General features: G+C 69.1%; 17 protein-coding genes and 1 tRNA gene. 15 read left to right on the top strand and 3 right to left on the bottom strand.

Annotated features, from left to right (window positions below; genetic code table 11):
• Positions 1-6: 6 nt before the first annotated feature.
• The 5 genes from V5F59_RS16680 to V5F59_RS16660 all read left to right on the top strand — a co-directional run bounded on the left by V5F59_RS16680 (position 7) and on the right by V5F59_RS16660 (position 4,316).
• Positions 7-1,620, top strand: a complete 1,614-nt coding sequence (locus V5F59_RS16680) for a peptide chain release factor 3 (RefSeq protein ID WP_393976328.1) — start codon at positions 7-9, stop codon at positions 1,618-1,620.
• 78 nt (positions 1,621-1,698) lie between these two features.
• Positions 1,699-2,556, top strand: a complete 858-nt coding sequence (gene dapD / locus V5F59_RS16675) for a 2,3,4,5-tetrahydropyridine-2,6-dicarboxylate N-succinyltransferase (RefSeq protein WP_393976327.1) — start codon at positions 1,699-1,701, stop codon at positions 2,554-2,556.
• 672 nt (positions 2,557-3,228) lie between these two features.
• Positions 3,229-3,318 (top strand) — tRNA-Ser (locus V5F59_RS16670).
• 51 nt (positions 3,319-3,369) lie between these two features.
• Positions 3,370-3,561 carry a DUF6538 domain-containing protein gene (locus V5F59_RS16665; RefSeq protein WP_393976326.1) on the top strand — a complete coding sequence of 64 codons (192 nt, stop codon included), beginning with the start codon at positions 3,370-3,372 and terminating at the stop codon, positions 3,559-3,561.
• The gene (locus V5F59_RS16660) at positions 3,540-4,316 is read left to right on the top strand and encodes a WCX domain-containing protein (RefSeq protein WP_393976325.1); all 777 of its coding nucleotides are present in this window, start codon (positions 3,540-3,542) and stop codon (positions 4,314-4,316) included. The genes V5F59_RS16665 and V5F59_RS16660 overlap by 22 nt, the downstream gene beginning before the upstream one ends.
• 17 nt (positions 4,317-4,333) lie before the next feature.
• Here the strand turns inward: V5F59_RS16660 and V5F59_RS16655 are convergent, their stop codons facing one another.
• The 3 genes from V5F59_RS16655 to V5F59_RS16645 all read right to left on the bottom strand — a co-directional run bounded on the left by V5F59_RS16655 (position 4,334) and on the right by V5F59_RS16645 (position 8,025).
• Positions 4,334-5,092, bottom strand: a complete 759-nt coding sequence (locus V5F59_RS16655) for an SDR family NAD(P)-dependent oxidoreductase (RefSeq protein WP_393976324.1) — start codon at positions 5,090-5,092, stop codon at positions 4,334-4,336.
• A 39-nt stretch (positions 5,093-5,131) separates the two neighbouring features.
• Positions 5,132-7,012 carry a TRAP transporter large permease gene (locus tag V5F59_RS16650; protein WP_393976323.1) on the bottom strand — a complete coding sequence of 627 codons (1,881 nt, stop codon included), beginning with the start codon at positions 7,010-7,012 and terminating at the stop codon, positions 5,132-5,134.
• A 116-nt stretch (positions 7,013-7,128) separates the two neighbouring features.
• Complete coding sequence (locus V5F59_RS16645; protein WP_393976322.1) at positions 7,129-8,025, bottom strand: TRAP transporter substrate-binding protein; 897 nt, start codon at positions 8,023-8,025, stop codon at positions 7,129-7,131.
• Positions 8,026-8,402: 377 nt separating this feature from the next.
• Between V5F59_RS16645 and V5F59_RS16640 the strand changes: the two genes are divergently transcribed.
• The 10 genes from V5F59_RS16640 to V5F59_RS16595 all read left to right on the top strand — a co-directional run bounded on the left by V5F59_RS16640 (position 8,403) and on the right by V5F59_RS16595 (position 20,956).
• On the top strand, positions 8,403-8,843 hold the full coding sequence (locus tag V5F59_RS16640; RefSeq protein ID WP_393976321.1) for a cupin domain-containing protein: 441 nt from the start codon (positions 8,403-8,405) through the stop codon (positions 8,841-8,843).
• 56 nt (positions 8,844-8,899) lie between these two features.
• Complete coding sequence (locus V5F59_RS16635) at positions 8,900-9,856, top strand: TIGR03619 family F420-dependent LLM class oxidoreductase (protein ID WP_393976320.1); 957 nt, start codon at positions 8,900-8,902, stop codon at positions 9,854-9,856.
• Positions 9,857-9,918: 62 nt separating this feature from the next.
• Positions 9,919-10,605 (top strand): NADPH-dependent F420 reductase, encoded by a 687-nt coding sequence (npdG, locus tag V5F59_RS16630; RefSeq protein ID WP_393976319.1) that lies wholly within the window; start codon positions 9,919-9,921, stop codon positions 10,603-10,605.
• Positions 10,595-11,362 carry a coenzyme F420-0:L-glutamate ligase gene (gene cofE, locus V5F59_RS16625; RefSeq protein WP_393976318.1) on the top strand — a complete coding sequence of 256 codons (768 nt, stop codon included), beginning with the start codon at positions 10,595-10,597 and terminating at the stop codon, positions 11,360-11,362. The genes npdG and cofE overlap by 11 nt, the downstream gene beginning before the upstream one ends.
• The gene (cofD, locus tag V5F59_RS16620; RefSeq protein ID WP_393976317.1) at positions 11,359-12,387 is read left to right on the top strand and encodes a 2-phospho-L-lactate transferase; all 1,029 of its coding nucleotides are present in this window, start codon (positions 11,359-11,361) and stop codon (positions 12,385-12,387) included. The genes cofE and cofD overlap by 4 nt, the downstream gene beginning before the upstream one ends.
• Complete coding sequence (cofC, locus tag V5F59_RS16615; RefSeq protein ID WP_393976316.1) at positions 12,384-13,085, top strand: 2-phospho-L-lactate guanylyltransferase; 702 nt, start codon at positions 12,384-12,386, stop codon at positions 13,083-13,085. Before cofD ends, cofC begins: the two co-directional genes overlap by 4 nt.
• Before the next feature lie 5 nt (positions 13,086-13,090).
• The gene (cofH, locus tag V5F59_RS16610) at positions 13,091-15,469 is read left to right on the top strand and encodes a 5-amino-6-(D-ribitylamino)uracil--L-tyrosine 4-hydroxyphenyl transferase CofH (RefSeq protein ID WP_393976315.1); all 2,379 of its coding nucleotides are present in this window, start codon (positions 13,091-13,093) and stop codon (positions 15,467-15,469) included.
• Positions 15,470-15,611: 142 nt separating this feature from the next.
• Positions 15,612-18,398 (top strand): 2-oxoglutarate dehydrogenase E1 component, encoded by a 2,787-nt coding sequence (locus tag V5F59_RS16605; protein ID WP_393976314.1) that lies wholly within the window; start codon positions 15,612-15,614, stop codon positions 18,396-18,398.
• A gap of 106 nt (positions 18,399-18,504) precedes the next feature.
• On the top strand, positions 18,505-19,749 hold the full coding sequence (locus V5F59_RS16600) for a CoA transferase (protein ID WP_393976313.1): 1,245 nt from the start codon (positions 18,505-18,507) through the stop codon (positions 19,747-19,749).
• A 13-nt stretch (positions 19,750-19,762) separates the two neighbouring features.
• Positions 19,763-20,956, top strand: a complete 1,194-nt coding sequence (locus tag V5F59_RS16595; RefSeq protein WP_393976312.1) for a 2-oxo acid dehydrogenase subunit E2 — start codon at positions 19,763-19,765, stop codon at positions 20,954-20,956.
• Positions 20,957-21,001 lie beyond the last annotated feature (45 nt).

Here is a 21,001-nt window from a genome sequence, read left to right as displayed (position 1 = left end):
CCCCCCATGCTCGACACCGCCCAAACCCAGGGCTCCGGCGCGGCCGCCGTGCCCGATTTCGCCCGCCGGCGCACCTTCGCCATCATCTCCCATCCGGACGCCGGTAAGACGACGCTCACGGAGAAGCTCCTGCTCGCCTCCGGCGCCATCCGCATGGCCGGCCACGTGAAGGCGCGCGGCGAGCGCCGCCGCACCCGCTCCGACTGGATGGAGATCGAGCAGCAGCGCGGAATTTCCGTTACGTCATCCGTCATGACGTTCGAGCGTGACGGCATCGTCTTCAACCTGCTGGACACGCCCGGCCACTCGGATTTCTCGGAAGACACCTACCGCACTCTGTCGGCGGTGGACGCGGCGGTGATGGTGATCGACGCGGCCAAGGGCATCGAGAGCCAGACCCGCAAGCTGTTCGAGGTCTGCCGCCTGCGCGACATTCCCATCTTCACCTTCGTGAACAAGGTGGATCGCGAGAGCCTCGACCCCATCGCGCTGATGGACGAGGTGTCCTCCACCCTCGCCCTCGACCTGACCCCGCTCACCTGGCCCATCGGCATGGGCGTGGACTTCCGCGGCCTCATCGACATCGCCAACAAGCGTGCGCTGCTCGCCACCGAGCGCGGCGGCCCGCTGGTGCGCGAGGTGCCGTTCGAGACGCCGGAGGACCTCATCGGCCTCGAAGGGGTGGAGGAGCGCATCATCAACGAGGCGGTGGAGAGCCTGACGCTGGCGCTGGGGGTGCTGCCGCCGTTCGAGCTCGCCTCGTTCCGGGAGGGGCATCTCTCCCCGGTCTATTTCGGCTCCGCGCTGAAGGAGGCGGGGGTGGCCGAGCTGCTGTTCGGCCTCGGCTCGGTGGGGCCGAGCCCGCTGCCCCGCTCCGCCGCCGGCGCGCGCACCGTTGAGCCCGCCGAGGACCTCGTCTCCGGCTTCGTCTTCAAGGTGCAGGCCAACATGGACCCCAACCACCGGGACCGGGTGGCCTTCGTGCGCCTGTGCTCCGGCCGGTTCAAGCGCGGCATGAAGCTGTTCAACCCGCGCGAGAAGCGCCAGATGGCCATCGCCAACCCCATCTTCTTCTTCGCCCAGGAGCGCGAGACGGTGGACGAGGCGGTGGCCGGCGACATCATCGGCATTCCCAACCACGGCATGCTGCGGGTGGGCGACACCCTTTCCGAAGGCGAGAGCATCAAGTTCGAGGGCCTGCCCGACTTTGCCCCCGAGATCCTGCGCCGGGTGCTCCTCTCCGATCCCATGAAGGCCAAGCAGCTCCAGAAGGCGCTGCAGGACATGGCGGAAGAGGGCGTGGTGCAGGTGCTGAAACCCGTCTCCGACCCCGCGCCCATCGTCGGCGTGGTGGGCACCCTCCAGCTCGACGTGCTGGCGGCGCGGCTGGAGAAGGAATACGGCGTGCCGATCCGCTACGAGACCACCTCCTATGTCACCGCCCGCTGGATCATCGGCGAGCGGGCCGAGGTGGACCGCTTCCTGGAGAGCAACCGTTCCTCCACCGCCCGCGACCGCGACGACGCGCCGGTCTATCTCGCCCGCAGCCAGTGGGTGCTGGACCGCGCCATCGAGGAGTGGCCCAAGCTGAAGTTCGTCGCCGTGAAGGAACGCGGCTGACCCTTTCCCTGATCCCCTTTCCATAAGCCGGGGCGCGCCGGACGCGGCCCCCGGACAACCGCCCCTTGGAGAACCCAGATGGCCGACGCCGCCCGCCTTGCCGAGCTCTCCCGCATCATCGACGACGCCTTCGAGAAGCGCGCCGAGATCGGCTTTTCCACCACCGGCGCCGTGCGTGACGCGGTGAACGAGGCGCTGACCCTGCTCGACAGCGGCGCCGCGCGCGTGGCCCAGCAGGGCGCCGACGGCGCCTGGACGGTGAACCAGTGGCTGAAGAAGGCGGTGCTGCTCTCCTTCCGCCTCAACGACATGGAAGCCATTCCCGGCGGCCCCGGCGACGCCCACTGGTGGGACAAGGTGCCCTCCAAGTTCGCCACCTGGGGCGAGACCGAGTTCCGCGCCGCCGGCTTCCGCGCCGTGCCTGGCGCCATCGTGCGCCGCTCCGCCTTCATCGCCCCCAACGTGGTGCTGATGCCCTCCTTCGTGAACCTCGGCGCCCATGTGGGCGAGGGCACCATGGTGGACACCTGGGCCACCGTCGGCTCCTGCGCGCAGATCGGCAAGAACGTGCACCTCTCCGGCGGCGTGGGCATCGGCGGCGTGCTGGAGCCGCTGCAGGCCGGCCCGGTGATCATCGAGGACGACTGCTTCATCGGCGCCCGCTCCGAGGTGGTGGAAGGCGTGGTGGTGCGCAAGGGCTCCGTGCTCTCCATGGGCGTGTTCATCTCCGCCTCCACCAAGATCATCGACCGGCAGACGGGCGAAGTGTTCGTGGGCGAGGTGCCGGCCTATTCCGTGGTGGTGCCCGGCGCGCTGCCCGGCAAGCCGCTGCCCGACGGCACGCCCGGCCCCTCGCTCTATTGCGCGGTGATCGTGAAGCGGGTGGACGCGCAGACCCGCTCCAAGACCTCCATCAACGATTTGCTCCGCGACTGAGGCCATCGGCGGCCGTCTCCAGCCGCGGGGAGTGCCGGATCCGGCCCGCTGGGCCCGGCGGGCCTGTCGTCGCGCCGGGCCCTAAGCTGCCCTGCGACGCCGAAGGTTGATGCCGGCGGTGCCGCTATCGGACGGGGCCGTGTTCGACGAAGGGGGCGTCGCGCCACGCCGGCGCCTGAGGCCTGCGGCGGGCGCGAAGCCATCCTGCTGGCCGATTCTTCCGCCGCGCTGTCGCCGGCTGCCAGGCTTTGTCCGCGTCGGCGCCTCGCCCCGGCGCAGCCCTCCCGCGCCGGCCTGCCCGGCGGAAGGGAGAGGTGCCGACAGCGGGCAGCCGGCGCCACCTGCCGCGAGGTTTGACGGGGGGAGGGCGGATCGCGGGAGGGCCGGACCTCTCCGACCCAAGGGGCCGTTCCACCCCGCTGCGCAGGCCTGTGGGCAGCAGCGCGATTTCGTCTTGCCAGACGGCTTGAAGCCGCTATATTCCGCCGCCTCGCCGGACTGTGGCTCCGCTTCGGAACCACAGGTTTTCCACTGTCTCCCCAAGTGACGCGGAAACCGCCGGCGGCCGGGCTTCGTCCCGGTCCTTGGAGACGGCCAATGGCCGAGGGCGCGCAACCCGCCTTCGGTGCCGTATCCCGGGTGAGCCCTGCCTGCGCGCGAGCGCATGCGGCTGGAGAGGTGGCCGAGTGGTTGAAGGCGCACGCCTGGAACGCGTGTATACGGGAAACCGTATCGAGGGTTCGAATCCCTCTCTCTCCGCCAGTCTCCCCTAACGCATTGAAATCCCTGTTTGACGCGCAAGATCAAGAGCTTATGAAGCCGCTTGCTACACAAGGCGGCGAAATGGCAAGGGACAGCAGGCTCTTCAAACGGGCGGGAAAGTGGACGTTTCGCGTTCGGGTTCCGGCCGACATCCAAGGCAGAATCGGGAAGAAGGAAATTTGGAAGTCGCTGGCGACGTTCCCCACACTGAGGCCCGCCGCTTGGCGCGTGTCGAAAGCGTGAAAGCGGATGCTCTGTTCGCCGAGGCTCGCACGCCCGCTTCGAAGCTCGCTCTCAGCCAAATCTCCGATGCGGATCTCCAGTATCTGGCGCTTACCTATCTCCACAGGCTGGAGGCGGGTGCCGAGCCGATGCCTTTAGATGCGTCCCTGCGAGGCGACCTCGCGTCTGAAGCGTCCGAAAAAATCATGCACGTCGGCCAGTCCGCGGAGGACGCCTCGCTGCAACTGGTTGCAACGGAGTTGGCCGAGGAGGCTCGTGTCGATCTTGGCCGAGACGCCACTATCGTTCCGCGGCTGGCCGAGTATGTGCAGCGGGCGCTGATCGAGCACTATTCGCGTGAGATCTATCGGGCGGACCTCGCGCAGGAGCGGTCGTACGACCCGCTTTTTGCCAACGTCGATCGAATGTCGCCGCCACCGCCTTCGCGCCTGACTCTTGCGCGAGCGGTGGAGCTGTATAAGGCGGAACCAGACCGGGCATTCGCGGCGCCGGCCTTCTCGTCCGCCCGAGGCAAGGGCTGGATGTACTGGCTGCCCCGCATTGCTCTCTTCACTGGCGCTCGTTTTGCCGAACTGCTCGGGCTGAAGGCTGCGGACGTGGTCGAAATCGACGGCGTTCATATGCTGCGCATCGAGCCCAACGATGGACGCCTCGAAGTCCGTTTCACCGCGGGTGGATTGCTGGAGATGGTCCACCATCTGTTTACATGGGGAACTGCGGTGGAGATTCTGGCCCCCCAGCATTGCGGCGAATGATGTCGGAACAGCTGGAGTTAGTACATGGACATGCCGCCATCGACCACGATGGTGGATCCCGTCAGGAACGCGGCCTCGGCGCTGAACATCCAGGCGATGGCGCTCGCCACCTCGACGACCCGGCCGGGACGGCCGAGGGGGATCATGGCCTCCACGCGCCGGCGCTGGTCCTCGTCGCCCCAGAACGCCTCCAGCATGGGTGTCTGCACCGGACCCGGGACCAGGCAGTTCACGGTGATCTGGCGCGGCGCGAACGTGCGGGCGGCGGTCTTCGTCAGGGCGATGAGCGCGCCCTTGCTGGCCGCATAGGCGGCGGTGCCGAACACGCCGCCGCCCCGCAGGCCGGCGACGCTGGAGACGGTGCAGATGCGCGCCCCGTCCGGCATCAGCTTCACCGCCTCACGCATCGCGAGGAAGGTCCCCGTGGTGTTGATGGCGAACATGCGCGCGAACGCATCGGCATCCAGCTCGAGGAATGGCGTGCTGTCGGAGACGCCGGCGCACGCTGCGAGGCCGTCCACCCTGCCGAACGTCCGGGCGATGGCCGCGAACGCCTCGATCACCTCCGTCTCCCGGGAGATGTCCGCCCCAAAGGCGGCATGCCCCTCGCCGGCCGCATCCGCCGCCGCGCGGGCGGCGCCAAGGTCGCGGTCGACGGCGGCGATCCGCCAGCCCTTCGCCGCCAGCACCGCCACCGCCGACGCGCCTATGCCGCTGCCGGCGCCCACCACGACGGCGACCTTTCCCTCGGGGGCGGCAGCCTCGACGCATGTCATGTCATTCTCCCGGAAGCAGGGGGCTGGTCGCAGGCAGCCTCAGAGCAGGGCTATTGAGAACCACGGCACCGCCGCGATGAGCAGAAGCGCCAGTGCGAGCGCGCCGAGATAGGGCCAGATCCGGACCATGGCCTCGTTCGGCGGCACGCGGGCGATGCCGCATGCGGCGTAGTAGCCGATGCCCAAGGGAGGGGCGAACAGGCCGATACCCATGGCGATGATGATGATCATGGCATAGTGCACGTCGTGGATGCCCATGGCGCGAGCCGCGGGAAATAGCAGCGGGCCGAAGACCAGGATGGCGGGGAGACCCTCCAGGACGCTGCCCAGCACGATGAAGCCCAGGATCGAGGCGATGATGAAGCCCCACGCCCCGCCGGGAATGGAAGACATGGCGACCACTAACTGCTTGGCGAAGCCCGATTGGGTCAGCGCCCACGCCATGGAGATGGCGACCCCGAGGATGAGCAGCACCGCGCCGGTGAGTGCCACCGTGCTGCGCAGGATTCCCACCAACTGGGAGACCGAGAAGTTGCGGTAGACCAGCGCGCCGACCACCAGCGCATAGATCACGCCCAGGGTCGATACCTCGGTGGCCGTGGCCACACCCTCCACCACCGCGGAGCGGATGATGAAGGGCAGTGCCAGGGCCGGCAGGGCAACGACGAAGGTGCGCCGGATCTCGGCGCCCGACGCGCGCGCCACGCTCACCGATTCGGACTGGCTCCGCATGCGGAAATAGACCGTGATGACGAGGGCGAGCGTGCACACCACCGCGGGCAGGAGGCCGCCGGCGAACAGCGCGCCGATGGAGATGCCGGTGGATGAGCCCAGCATGATGAGGACGAGGCTGGGCGGAATGGTCTCGGTCATCACCGCGGACGCGGAGAGCTGGGCCGCGAGCTCTCCCTGGTGGGCGCCGCGCCGCTTCATCTCCGGGATCAGCCCGGGCGCCACCGCCGCCATGTCGGCGGCCTTGGAACCGGCAATGCCCGAGACCAGGAACATGGCGCCCAGCAGCACGTAGGAGAGCCCGCCCCGAACGTGCCCGAGCAGCGCGGCCATGAAGTTCACCAGCGCCCGGGCCAGGCCCATGACCTCGATGAGCAGGCCGAGCACGATGAAGAGCGGGATGGCCAGCAACACCATGCTCGACATGCCCTCACCCATGCGAGTGACGACGATGACGAGAGGAATCTTCGGGATGAGCACCAGATAGGAGCTGGTGCAGATGATGAAGGTGAAGGCGATGGGCAGGCCGATGGCGATCAGCGCGCCGAGCAGCAGCACGAAGAAGATGAGCAGGTTGAGGTTGCCGATGGACATCATCCAAGGCCGGGCCAGATAGAGGCAAAGCCCCGCCACGGCCACCACGGCCAGGGCGAAGGAGATGTCCCTCCACCGGCAATGGCCGAGCCGCAGCACGGCAATGGCGGCGAGCATCACGAAGCCCACGAGAAAGGCCGAGGCACGGAAGCCTTCGGAGATGCCCAGCGTCACCATCTGGATGAAGCTCTCGTTCTCCAGGTGCTCGAACGCGGACGGGACAAGGAGCAGCGCGGCGCCGGCGATCAGCACGGCGTTGACGGCATTGAGCCGGTCCCGCCAGCGCCTGGAGCAGGAATCGAGGACAAGGGTGAGGCGCATGTGCTCGCCGCGCTGGAGCGCCACCACGGCGCCGAGCATGGAGATCCACACGAACATCACCGCGGCCGCTTCATCCACCCAGAACAAGGGGGAGTGAAACACGTAACGGGCAACCACGCCGGAGGCGATGATCGCGATCTCGGCCACCAGGAGGATGGCGCCGGGGATCTCGGTTCCCCAACGCAGGGTTCTCTCGATCACCTCCACCCAGCGGGCGGTTGCGATGCCACCGCTGACCGCTCTTGTTGCTTCGTTTGCTTCGCCGACGGACATGTCCAACGCCTGCCTTGGATCTGAAGAAGGGAAAAGCCTGCGGCGCCGGCCCAGGCGCGCAAGGCAACATGGCGCGACGGCGTGGGACGCCGTCGCGCTGATCCAGGAAGAGCTTGTCAGATCAGGTTGCCGACCGCGTTCTCGAGGGCCTTCCAGGCGGCATCGCCGTAAACCTTCTGCCACTCGGCATAGTAGCCGGCCTTCTTCAGCGCATCACGGAACGGCGCGCGGTCGGGCGTGTTGAAGATCATGCCCTTGCCTTCCAGCGCGGCACGCAGGGTGAGGTCCATCTTCTGGATGTCCTCGCGCTGCAGCAGGGCCGCCGCGTTCATGTTGCGGGAGATGATCTCCTGCAGATCGGGCGGCAGCTTCTTCCAGACATTCATGTTCACCAGCTGAATCCAGGTGTCCCAGGAATGATTGGTGATGGCGCAGTAACGCTGCACCTCGTTGAAGTTGCGTGTGGCAATCACGCTCAGCGGGTTTTCCTGGCCATCCACGATGCGGGTCTGGAGCGCGCTGTAGAGCTCGCTGACATTCATGCTGGTGGGCGCCGCGCCGAGCGCCTTGAACAGGGACAGCAGCATGGGGCTGATGGGCACGCGGATCTTGAAGCCCTTCAGGTCGTCGGGGGAGTTGATGGGCTTGGACGCCGACGTTATCTGGCGGAAGCCGTTCTCCCACATGCGGTCGAAGACATGCAGGTTGAGGCGGGAGAAGCCCTGGCGGATGAGCGCGCCGAGCTCGCCATCCATTGCCTGCCAGCCCTGGACCGAATCCTTGAAGGCGAAAGCCGTGTTGACGATGCCAACCACCGGCACCAGCGGCGCGAAGGATGTGGCGGCGGGTGTATACATCTCCAGGACGCCGCTGCGGACCTGGGAGGCCATGTCGGTGTCGCCACCGAGCTGGCTGTCCGGGAACACCTTGATGTCGACCCGGCCGTTGCTTTCCTGCCGAATCTTGTCCGCCGCCTCGATCCCCCGGATGGTGAGCGGATGGGACAGCTGCATAGAGTGGCCCCATTTCAGCGTGTATTCGGCGGTCTGCGTCTGCTGACCGAAGACCTGCGTCGTGGATGCAGCCGAAAGACCGCACGCGGTCGCGGCTATCGATCCAATAAATCTACGGCGGGTGAGCATGGCGCCTCCTTATCCCTGTTTTTAGTTATGAATTATTGGCTCGTCGTGATATATATTCGGACTGAGTTTTTAATCATCGACGATGAGCAAGCCTCTTCATTTGGCATCCTATAGGCTGGTCTCGGTCTGAAAAAGTCGGAGGCCGGCTATATCTGTTATAGGCGGCCGGGTGGTGCGCAGCCCGTTGGATCGGACGACGGGATGGTGGATGATGCGATCAACAACAACACAACACCCTAGGGACGACCATGAAGAGCACCACCGCCGCCTCCGCCCATATCGAGGCGCCCGCCCATTGGCCCCAGCATCTGCGCGAAGAATTTGAGAAGGGCCAGTTCAACGGCTGCGTCGGGACCACCCTCCTGTCGGAGAGCGATCGCGCGCGGGTCTGGGAGGTGCGGCTCAAGCCGGGCGAGCGCCTTCCCTTCCATCGCCACCTTCTCAGCTATTTCTGGACCGCCACCACCGATTGCAAGGGCCTCAGCCACTTCTCGGACGGGCGCATCCTGCAGCCCGAGTACAAGGCTGGCGACACCAGGCACATGGAATTCGGCGCCGGCGAGTTCATGGTGCACGACATCCAGAATATCGGTGACAGCGACTTCGTGTTCACCACGGTGGAATTCCTCGACAGCGCCAACGCGCCGCTGCCGATCCCCGATCACATGCGCCGGAAAAGCGCGGCCTGATTCGCCGCCCCCGCTCGCTTTCCCGCCTTTCCGGCCCATTCGGGACTTCCATATCCATGCCATTGAACATCGGTCTCCACACCTTCATGCGCGGCGCCATGTCGAGCCGGGAAGGCACGCTCGCCATCGCGCAGAAGGCCGATGCCCTGGGGTTCAGCCATATCGGCGTCAATGACCACGTGGTGGTCCCCACCGACATCAACTCGCGTTATCCCTATACCGAGCAGGGCCAGTGGCCCGGCAAGGCGTTCGGCGAGGCGCTGGAGATGCTCACCACCATGTCCTTCATCGCCGGCGCGACGGAGCGAATCCGCATCCTGTCGTCGGTGATGATCCTGCCCTATCGCCCGGCAGTGCTGACCGCGAAGATGCTCGCCACCGCCGACGTGCTCTCCAAGGGCCGCATCGTGCTCGGCTGCGGCGTCGGCTGGATGCCGGAGGAGTTCGCGGCGCTCGCCTCGCCGCCCTTCGACGAGCGCGGGGCAGTGACGGACGAGTATCTCGACGCGTTCCGCACCCTGTGGCGCGAGGAGCATCCCGAGGCCCACGGCAAGCATGTGAGCTTCGGGAACATCACCTTCATGCCCAAGCCCTATCATGGGGGAAACCTGCCCATCTGGATCGGCGGCGAGAGCCCGGTGGCGCTCAGGCGCACGGCGCGGGTGGGCGACGGCTGGTATCCGGCGTCGAACAATCCGCAGGCGCCCCTTGATACGGTTGAGCGCATCTCCGCGGGTCTGGGCAGGCTGGACAAGGTGCTCGCCGACGCCGGGCGCGACCCGGTCAGCGTGGACCGCGGCCTCGTGCTGCTGCATTCGGTGGACTGGACCGCCCAGACGAAGGATGGCGCGCGCCGTCTGTTCACCGGCAGCTCCGCCGACATGGCCGCCGACGCCGCCGCACTCCGGGAGATCGGCGTCGATCATGTATCGCTGATCTTCCAGACGGCGACCGTGGAGGAGACGCTGGAGCGGATGCAGCGGTTCGCGGAAGAGGTTCTGCCGAAGCCGTGACCGGAGCCGGCACGGCTCTGGCCGACGGCCGCCGTGCGGGCATTCTTCTTCTGGAGACACATATGAGCACGCCTTCCTCCATCGCCATCATCGGCGGCAGCGGCGATCTGGGGTCCGGCCTCGCCAAACGCTGGGCCGCCGCCGGCCATCGCGTGATCCTTGGGTCGCGCTCCGCCGAGAAGGCCGCCGCCGCCGCTGCCGAGCTCGGCGCGGCCGTCGGCAAGACGCTTGAGGGCACGGACAACCGCGCGGCCGCGGCCGCGGCCGATCTGGTGGTTGTGGCCGTTCCCTTCTCCAGCCACGCCGAGACCCTCGCCGACATCCGCGCGGTGGTGGAGGGCAAGATTGTGGTGGACGCCGTGGTGCCCCTGAAGCCGCCGAAGGTGGCCACCGTGCAGCTTCCCGATGAGGGGTCCGCCGCGCAGATCGCCCAGGCCCTTCTGGGCGCGGGGACGCGGGTGGTCTCGGCCTTCCACAATGTCGGGGCATCCAAGCTCCATGCTGGGGAGCCGGTGGGCTGCGACGTGCTGGTGTTCGGCGACGACAAGGAGGCCCGGGAGGTCGTGATCGCCCTCGTCGCGGACATCGGCGCGCGCGGCATCGATGGCGGCGCGCTGGCCAATTCGGCGGCTGCGGAGGCGCTCACCTCGGTGTTGATCGGCATCAACCGCCGCTACAAGGTGCAGGGCGCCGGCATCCGGATCACCGGCCTGCCGGAGATCGGCGCGGGGGAGGGCGGTGTTGCCTAGCCTCTCGCTCCATGCGCTGGAGGAGATCCCGTTGATCGCGCCAGGGGACGACCTCGGCGCGATCATCGCCCGTTCGGCGCGCGCCGACGGCATCGGCCTCGAGACCGGCGACGTGGTGGTGGTAGCCCAGAAGATTGTCTCTAAGGCCGAGGGCTGCTACGCGGACCTCGATGCCGTGGAGCCACGGCCCCTGGCGCTGGAGCTGGCCGCGGCGACGGGCAAGGACGCCCATCATCTGGAATGGGTGCTGCGCGAGAGCCGCGAGGTGGTGCGCCACGGCCCGGGCGTGGTGGTGGCGGAGCATCGCCTCGGCTTCGTCATGGCCAACGCGGGCATCGACGAATCCAACATCACCCAGGAGGCCGGCCGCCGTCGCGTGCTGCTTCTGCCGCGCGATCCCGACGCCAGCTGCGCGCGGCTGAAGCGCGAGCTGGACGTCGCCTTCTCCGCCGATGTGGCCGTCGTCATGAACGACAGCTTCGGGCGCCCCTGGCGCAACGGCGTGGTGGGCGTCGCCATCGGCGCGGCGGGCATTCCAGCCCTTCAGGACATGGCCGGCCAGCCCGACCTGTTCGGCCGTCCGCTGCGGGCCACCGAGATCGCGGTGGCGGACGAGCTGGCCGCGGCCGCCTCGCTCCTCATGGGGCAGGCCAACGAGGGACGTCCCGTCGTGGTGGTGCGCGGCCTGCGGCCTCTCGGCCCCGAGCGGCCCGCGTCCGCCCTTGTACGGGACAAGCGCCGGGACCTGTTCAGATGACGGCCGCAGGCAAAGCAGATGCGCATGCCGGGCCACGTCGCGTGCTCGCCTTGTGCGGGGGCGTCGGCGGGGCGAAGCTGGCCTTCGGCCTCCAGGCGGCGCTGGGGCCGGCGCTGACCGTCATGGTCAATACGGGCGATGACTTCACCCATCTCGGCCTCGCCATCAGCCCGGACATCGACACCGTGCTCTACACCCTGGCGGGCCTCTCCGACCCGGTGCGCGGCTGGGGGCGGGCAGGGGAGACGTGGCAGTTCATGAGCGCGCTGCGCCAGCTGGGCGGCGAGGACTGGTTCCAGCTCGGAGACCTCGACCTTGCCATGCATGTGGAGCGGACCGGCCGGCTCGCGGGCGGCGCGCGTCTCTCGGAGGTGGTGGCCGGCACGGCCGGCCGGCTCGGCCTGGCCGCCCGCATCCTGCCCATGAGCGATGACCCGGTCCGCACCATGGTGGAGACGCCTCAGGGACTGCTCGCCTTCCAGCATTATTTCGTGCGCGAGCGCTGTGCTCCCCCCGTCCTCCGCCTGTCTTTCGAGGGCGCCGAGACGGCGCGCATCCTGCCCGAGCTGGCGGATCTGCTGGCCGGCGACGGCTTGGACGCCGTCATCATCTGCCCCTCCAACCCCTATCTGAGCATCGATCCCATCCTCGCCTTGCCGGGCCTGCGGGAGGCCCTCGCCCTCTGTCCTGCGCCGGTGGTGGCGGTCTCGCCCCTCATCGGCGGGCGCGCGGTAAAGGGGCCGACGGCGAAGATCATGGACGAACTGGGCATCGGCGCCGGCACGGCCGCCATCGCCGCGCATTATCTCGGGCTCGCGGACGGACTCGTGATCGACACCGCCGACGCGGCGGATGCCGCGGGCGTGGCCGCTTCCGGTCTCGCCTGCCGGGTGGCGCCGACGTTGATGACCGGACCGGCGGAGCGGGTGGCGCTCGCCGACGAATGCCTCGCCTTCGCGCGCGAGCTCGGTACGCGCCGGCGCGTCGGGCACGCGGCAAAAGCACAGCCCGGGAGCCTGTCATGAGCTGGTCAGGGGCCTGGGCTCTCGTGCCCGCAAAGCGGTTCACCACGGCGAAGCAGCGCCTCGGCGGGCTGCTCGATGCGGCGGGCCGCGCCACGTTGGCCTGCGCCATGCTGGATGATCTGCTCGCGCTGCTCGCCGCCGACACCGACCTCGGCGGCACCCTCGTCGTTGGCGAGGACCCGCAGGCCCGTGGGCTGTGCCGACGCCATGGCGCCTTCTTCCTCGCCGCATCCGACAAGGATGGGCTCAACGACGCCGTTGCGCGTGGCGCCCAGGCTCTGGCCCGCCGCGGCGCCGCGGCCGTCCTTGTGGTGCCGTCCGACCTGCCCGGCCTGCGCCTCGCCGACCTCGCCGCGCTGCGCGCCGGCCTCGCCGGCAGCGATGTCGCCCTGGTGCCGGCCGAGCGGGATGGCGGCACCAATCTTCTGGCCAGCCGCCTGCCGCTCGGCTTCGCGCCGGTCTATGGCCCGGCAAGCTTTGCCCGGCACCAGGCCGCTGCCGCGGCGGCGGGCTTCAGCGTGGCGGAGCCGGACTGCCCGGGCGCCCGCGCCGATCTCGACCGGCCGGAGGACCTGCCGGCGCTCATCGGCTGCGGTCCGCGCACGCGCTCCGTCCTTGCCCGCTTCGCCCCTGGTCTTCTGCCGGGCAGCCTGCCGCCTGTCGCTTCGCCTGTCCTGATTCCGACCGCCGCGGGATGATCCCCATGCCCCCAGCCGCCTTCTCCGACCGCTTCTGCCTGGACGACCTGCGGCCCTACTTGGACCTCGATGATCCCACGCCGCTCATGGCGCTGGCCGCCGAAAAGCGTGACCGCGCCCATGGCCACCGCGTCTCCTACTCCCGCAAGGTGTTCATTCCGCTGACCCAGCTCTGCCGGGATGTCTGCCACTACTGCACCTTCGCCCATCCCCCGCGGAACGGCGAGGCGGCCTTCCTGACGCCGGACGAGGTGCTGCGGATTGCCCGTGCCGGCGTCGCGGCCGGCTGCCGCGAGGCTTTGTTCACCCTGGGTGACAAGCCGGAGCTGCGCTATGAGGCCGCCCGCAGGGAGCTGGCCAGCCTCGGCCACGACACCACCCTGTCCTATCTCGCCGCCATGGCCCGCCTCGTGTTCGAGGAGACGGGCCTGCTGCCGCATCTCAATCCGGGGGTGATGTCGGCACAGGACATCGCCGCGCTGCGTCCGGTCTCGGTCTCCCTGGGCCTCATGCTGGAGACCTCCGCCGAGCGGCTGAGCGCGCGGGGCGGGCCGCATTTCGGCTCTCCCGACAAGCTGCCCGCCGTCCGCCTCGCCACCTTGCGCGCGGCCGGGGAACACAAGGTGCCGTTCACCTCCGGCCTGCTGATCGGCATCGGCGAGACACGCCTGGAGCGGGTCGAGGCGCTGCTGGCCCTGCGGGAGATCTCCGACGCCTACAGCCACGTCCAGGAAATCATCATCCAGAACTTTCGGCCCAAGCCTGGCACCCTTATGGCGCAGGCTAAGGCGCCCTCGCTGGCCGAGCTGCAATGGACCATCGCGGCGGCACGCATGCTGTTCGAGCCCGGCATGAACATCCAGGCCCCGCCCAATCTCAGCGCAGGAGCGCTCGCGCCCCTTCTTGCCGCCGGCATCAACGATTGGGGCGGGCTTTCGCCGGTCACGCCGGACCATGTCAATCCGGAAGCCCCCTGGCCGCATCTGCGGGTGCTGGAGGCGGCGACCCGCGCATCCGGCAAGATGCTGGTGGAGCGGCTCGCCGTCTATCCTTCCTTCGCCGAGCGGGCGGCGACCTGGCTCGACCGCCGGATGCGCACCGCGGTGCAGCGTCAGGTGGACGGAGCCGGCTGGCCGCGCGCCGAGGACTGGAGCGTCGGCATTCCCGCCGCCGCGCCCGCCGCCCTGGTGGAAAACCTGCGCGCCCCGGCGGTGGCCCGCAGCGCGCTGGCGCCCGTCCTGGCCCGGGCCGAGGCGGGGGCGACGCTGGAGGAAGGCGACATCGTGCGCCTGCTCGCCGCCCGGGACCATGACTTCAAGGCCGTATGCGCCAGCGCCGACGGCCTGCGCCGGGCGGCAAACGGGGACGTGGTGAGCTACGTCGTCACGCGCAACATCAACTACACCAACATCTGCACCTACAAGTGCCGGTTCTGCGCCTTCTCCAAGGGCAAGACCCACGAGGCGCTGCGCGGGCGGCCCTACGATCTGACCCTTGCGGAGATCGCGGACCGCACTCGCGAGGCGTGGGACCGTGGCGCGACGGAAGTGTGCATGCAGGGCGGTATTCATCCCGATTATACTGGTGCCAGATATCTTGAGATCCTGGCGGCTGTGAAGGCGGCGGTGCCCGCCATGCACGCCCACGCCTTCTCGCCGCTGGAGGTGCATCACGGCGCCACCACCCTCGGCCTGCCGGTGAGCGAATTCCTTGTCGCGCTGAGGGCGGCCGGCCTTGGCTCCCTGCCCGGCACGGCGGCGGAGATTCTCGACGACGAGGTACGGGCGACGCTTTGCCCCGACAAGCTCACCACGCAGGAATGGCTGACGGTGATGCGCGCCGCCCATCGGGTGGGCTTGAAATCCACCGCCACCATCATGTTCGGCCACATGGAGCGCTACGAGCATGTGGCGCGGCATCTGCTGCGCATCCGCGCCCTCCAGGAGGAGACCGGCGGCTTCACCGAGTTCGTGCCGCTCCCCTTCGTCCACATGGAAGCGCCCATATACCTAAACGGCGGTGCCCGTAAGGGCCCGACGGCGCGCGAGGCGATCCTCATCCATGCGGTCGCGCGCTTGGTGCTCAATCCTGTGGTCCGAAACATCCAGGCCTCCTGGGTGAAGCTCGGGCCAAACATGGTGAGCCTCGCCCTTGATGCCGGCGTCAACGATTTCGGCGGCACGCTCATGGACGAGAGCATTTCCCGCGCTGCTGGTGCCAGCCACGGGCAGGAGATGACACCGGAGCGCATGGAGACGATGATCGCATCCGCCGGGCGCATCCCGCGGCGGCGCACCACCCTCTATGGCGAAGCGCCGCCCAGCCCCCTCGCGCCGCCGGAACCCGGCATCGCGCTGGCGGCTTCCTGCGGCGCGGGGCGCTGAAGCCGCACCTCTCCGGCGCCTCCTTCCCCACCCCGGTGCCTTGACCGGTTTCCCGACGCTCCGACCCTAGCGGGCGAATGCTTGCGTCTGGGAAGACCTCACGCCTGCCCATAGCAGCATTGAATAGCTGATAGAGGGGCGGATGGAGGTGTTCTCCCCGGCGATGGCAAGTTATCTCCGAGAGAACCGCCGGGCACATCGCTTCCGCCCAGATCTATCTGCTACACACACGCGGCATCGGAAAAATTTCTCCATGCGTCGGTACACTTCCCCCCTTGCAGCCGCCGCCCCCACATATTTCGAGAGCTTGCAGGCTCGCTATCGGGCGCAACCTCAGTCCGTGGATGAGAGCTGGCAGGCCGTCTTCCGCCTGCTCGACGATCTGGATGCGGCCGCCTCTCCGTCGCCCGCGGCGACCGGGTCCGCGCGGCGCGATGTGGGCGTTGCCCTTGTCGAGGCGTTGCGCGCGCGGGGCCATCTCCTCGCCCGCCTCGACCCGCTGGCGGACGAAGCCTCCGCCGAACCGCTCTCCGGCCCGACCCTTGCCGCCGCGCTGACCGCCCATCTCGCCGGCTCCGATGCTGGCGGGCTCGACCAACTGTCCGACCTCTATCTCGGCGGCCTGGCGCTGGAGACGGGCCATATCGACGATGCCATGGTGCGGCGCGCGCTGGTGGATCGCTTCGAGCAACGTCCGGCCCTGCCGGCCCCCGATGCGCGACGCGCGGCCCTCGACCTTCTGGTGCGGGCGGAGATCTTTGAGCGCTTCCTCTCGGTGAAGACGCCGACCAAGAAGCGGTTCGGTGCCGAAGGCGCCGAAACCGTGGTGCCCTTGCTTGCCCGCATCATCGAGCGGGCGGCGGCCGGCGGCATCCGCGACGTGGTGATCGGCACCATGCACCGCGGCCGGCTCAACCTGATGGCCAACGTCCTGCGCGAGCCGGCGGCGGAGCTGCTGCACAAGTTCAAGGGGGGGCATCCGTTTCCCATCGATGCGCCGTGCGCCGCCGACGTGCCCTATCATCTCGGTTTCGCCGCCACGCTCTTGGCGGCCGGGCGGGAGGTGGGCGTCACTTTGTGCCCCAACCCGTCACACCTCGAGGCGGTGAATCCCGTAGCGCTCGGCCGGACGCGGGCGCGGCAGGACCTCGCCGAGCGGGCGGGGCAGGATCCGGCGAACACGCTCGCCATCATCCTCCACACCGATGCGAGCGTGATCGGGCAGGGCAGCGTCTCGGAGATCATTCAGCTGGGCGGGCTGGACGCCTTCACCACCCGCGGCACCATCCACGTGGTCATCAACAATCAGATCGGCTTCACCACCAACCCGTCGGAGGCGCGCACCTCCCGGCATTGCACCGGTCTATGGAAGGCGGTGGACAGCGCCATCCTCCACGTCAACGGCAACGATCCGGACGCGGCCCTGGCCGCTGCGGACATTGCCGTGGACTTCCGGCGCGCCACCGGCCGGGACGCGGTGATCGATCTCGTCTGCTACCGCCGCAACGGGCACAATGAGATCGACGAGCCGCGGTTCACCCAGCCGGTTCTCTATCGCCGCATCGATGTGCTGCCGCCGGTCGCCGCTCTCTACGGCGCGCGGCTGGCGGCCGAGGGCGTGGCCGAGCCCGCCCGTGCCGAGACCCTGCGGGAGGCCTATTGGCAGGAGCTGCAGGACGCCTATGCGGCATCGGCCGACCATCGCATCAACCGCAGCGCCTTTCCCGAGGACCGGTGGTCCCCCTACCGCCCGGATGCCTCCGCGGCGGAGCCCGTCACCGGCATCGCGGAAGCCGACCTGAAGGCGCTCCTTGCGCAGCTCGGCACCGCGCCGAAGGGCTTCACCATCGACCCCAAGATGCAGCGCGTCCTCAATCAGCGGCTGGAGGCGGCCGAGAAGGGCGCCAACTGGGCGGTGGCCGAGAGCCTCGCCTTCGCGACGCTCCTCAAGGAGGGGACAGACGTGCGCCTGGTCGGCCAGGACGTGGTGCGCGGCGCGTTCTCCCACCGCCACTTCACCGTGGCGGACATGATCGATGGACGCATCGCGAATGCCCTGCAGTTGCTCGGCGGCTCCGTCGGCCGCTTCGATGCGGTGAACAGCCCGCTCGCCGAACATGGCGTGCTCGGGTTCGAGTACGGCTACAGCCTGGAGCGGCCCGACGCGCTGGTGATCTGGGAAGCGCAGTTCGGAGACTTCGCCAATTGCGCCCAGGTGGTGGTGGATCAGTTCATCACCAGCGGCGAGGAGAAATGGATGCAGCCATCCGGTCTCGTCGTGCTGCTGCCCCACGGGCTGGAGGGGCAGGGCCCGGAGCACTCCTCCGCCCGGGTGGAACGGCTGCTGCAGATGTGCGCCAAGGACAATATCCGCGTCGCCAATCCCTCCACCCCCGCCAACTACTTTCACCTGTTGCGCCGGCAGATGCTCGGCCGGCAGCGCAAGCCGCTGTTCGTCACGAGCCCCAAGACCCTGCTGCGCCTGCCGGACGCCATCTCGCCCCTTTCGGCCTTCGCGCCGGGCGAGGCCTTCCGCCCGGTGCTGGCGTCGAAGCCGCAGGGCCCGGCGCGCCGGGTGCTCATCTCGACCGGCAAGCTTGCGTACGAGCTGGAGGCGGAGCGCTCCCGTCTTGGTGCCGACGACGTGGCGGTGCTGCGGCTGGAGCAGCTCTACCCATTCCCCGCCGACGCGCTGCGCGAGCAGCTGGCCGGCTGGCCGGGCTGCACGGTCCTGTGGGTTCAGGAAGAGCCCGCCAACATGGGCGCCTGGACCTTTGTGGACCAGGCGCTGGAGCCGGTTCTCGCCGGATGCGGCCTGGCCCGCGCCCGCCTTGTCGCGCGCCCGGCCTCGCCCTCGCCGGCTGGAAGCTTCCACGATCACCATCTGCGCGACCAGCAGGAGCTGGTTGCCCGCGCCTTTGAGAGCTGAGGCGCGGCAGGCCCCCCATCGCCCGTCCGACCCCGGCCGCCATTCCGTTCCAGGCCATTCCTGGGTGAGGGAGCGCGCGCGCCAGCGCGGAACCGGAGGAACTGACATGTACGGAATTCTCAAAGGCATGCGCGTGGTGGAGGCGGCTTCGTTCGTGGCCGGCCCGTCCTGCGGGCTGCATCTGCTCCAGATGGGCGCCGAGGTGATCCGCATCGATCCGCTGGAAGGCGGGCTCGACGCCCATCGCTGGCCCCTCGCCCCCAATGGCGCGAGCCTCTACTGGGAAGGGCTGAACAAGGGCAAGAAGTCGGTCGCCCTCAATCTGAAGACGCCGGAAGGGCGCGAGCTCGCGCAGGAGCTCGTGGCCGCGCCGGGTGCGGAGGGCGGCCTCTTCGTCACCAACCAGCCGGCGGATGGCTTCTTCTCCCATGCCGCCCTGAGCCGACGCCGGGCGGATCTCGTCACCGTGCGCGTGATGGGGTGGGCCGACGGGCGCGCTGCGGTGGACTACACCGTGAACTGCGCCGTGGGGGTGCCCGACCAGACCGGTCCGGTGGACGCAGGTCCGGTCAACCACGTGCTGCCCGCCTGGGACCTCTTGACGGGCGCCTATGCCGCCTTCGCCCTGGTCTCGGCCGAGCGGCAAAGGTTCCTCACCGGCGCGGGCATGGAAATCCGCGCCCCCCTGGGCGAGATGGCCATGGCGACCCTGGGGCACCTGGGGCAGGTGGCGGAGGTGGCTCTTTCGGGCCATGACCGCGAGCGCACGGGCAACGTGCTCTACGGCGCCTTCGGGCGCGATTTCGAGACCGCCGACGGCCGCAGGGTGATGGCGGTGGCCCTCACATCGCGCCAGTGGACCGCGCTGGTGGCGGCGCTGCGGCTCGGCGCGCCGGTGGCGGCGCTGGAGCAGGAGGCCGGTGTCTCCTTCGCCGCGGACGAGGGCGCCCGCTACCGATGGCACGCGCGGCTCTGCGCGCTGGTGGAGCCGGCCGTCCGGGCGCTGACCTTCTCCGAGCTGTCCGCGCGGTTCGAGGCGGTCGGCGTGCTGTTCGGGCCTTACCGCAGCCTGGCCGTCGCCATGGCGGAGGATCCGGGCTTCTCGTCTGCGGACGGCTTGTTCGAGGAGGTGACCCATCCCGGCGGCGGACGCTATCCGACGCCAGGGGCGGCCGCGCGCATTCCCGGCGCCAGGCGGGGCGCCGCGCCGCGCGCGCCACGGCTTGGCGAGCACACCGCCGAGGTGCTCGCGGGGCTGCTCGGCCTCAACGCGCGCGAGATCGACCGACTGAATCTCCACGGCATCGCCGGCACCGGGACGGCGCACGCAGGGACGCCGTCCCCCGCCTGACAAGTGAGGCCCCATGCCTGTCGACATCCGCGTGCCCAGTCTCGGGGAGTCCGTTGCCGAGGCCACCATAGCCAGATGGCTGCGTCAGCCCGGCGACGCGGTGCGTCGCGACGAGGTGATCGCAGAGCTTGAGACGGAGAAGGTCACGATCGAGGTCGCGGCACCTGCCGATGGAGAGATCGCCGTCCTGCATGCCGCGCAGGGTGAAAGCGTGCGCCCTGGCGCGCTCCTCGCCACGCTGCGCGCGACCCGTGCGGGCGACGTGCAGCGCATTCCCTCGGCGGCGTCCGCGTGTGTTGCGGACGCCGCCGCTGCTCCCGGCCTGGCAGTCATGAAGCTGGTCGCGCAGGCCCCCGCGCCACCGCCTCACAGGCCAGCCCACAAGGCGGAGCCTGAGCCCGCACCGAGGGGCGGGCCGGAGACCCTCGTTACCATTGCGTCGCTCCGCTCGACTGCGGCAACGCCGCGGCCGGCGCCGCCGGCAGTCCCGGCCTCACGGACGGAGGACGCCGGGGGCGGTGCCAGGCGCGTGCCCTTCGGCGCCCTGCGGTCCGCCCGCGCCCAGAGGCTGAAGGACGCGCAGACCGTCGCGGCGATGATCACCACGTTCAATGATGTGGACTTGTCCCAGGTGGACACGCTCATCGCCGCCCATGGCGCAGCGTTCCGCGCTCGCCGCGGGGTAGAGCTCGACCGGATGGCGTTCATCGTCCGCGGCTGCATCCACGCGCTCGCCGAGGTGCCTCAGCTGAATGGGCGGATCGACGGCGATGAGATCTTGCACAATCTCGACATGCACATCGCCGTCCCCATCGAGACGGCGGCCGGGCTGGTGTCCCCGGTGCTGCGCCGGGCTGGCGAGCTTGACCTCGGCGACATCGCGGTCGCGCTGACCACTCTCCGGGCGCGCGCGGAGGCCGGAACCCTCTCGGTGGCGGAGCTGCAGGGCGGCACCTTCTCCATCGCCGACGCCGGCCCGTTCGGAGGGCTCCTGTCCGTCCCCATCCTCGCCGCGCCCCAATCCGGGGTGCTCGGGGTGCACCGGGTGGAGGATCGCCCGGTGGCAGTCGCAGGCGCGGTCGCCGTGCGGCCGATGATGTACGTGTCCCTAAGCTATGATCACCGCCTCATCGACGGCCGCGAATCCGTGACTTTCCTAGTGCGGCTCAAGGAGTTCCTCCAGTCGCCGGAACTCATGCTGCTCTGAAGGCACGAGCCCTACCACAGGCGTGAAAATTCATTATAAAGATCC

The sequence above is a fragment of the Xanthobacter nonsaccharivorans genome (assembly GCF_043194755.2).
GTDB lineage: Bacteria > Pseudomonadota > Alphaproteobacteria > Rhizobiales > Xanthobacteraceae > Xanthobacter > Xanthobacter autotrophicus_G.
Note: the sequence above shows the minus strand (reverse complement) of the source record. Positions and strands in the feature narration are given on the sequence as shown.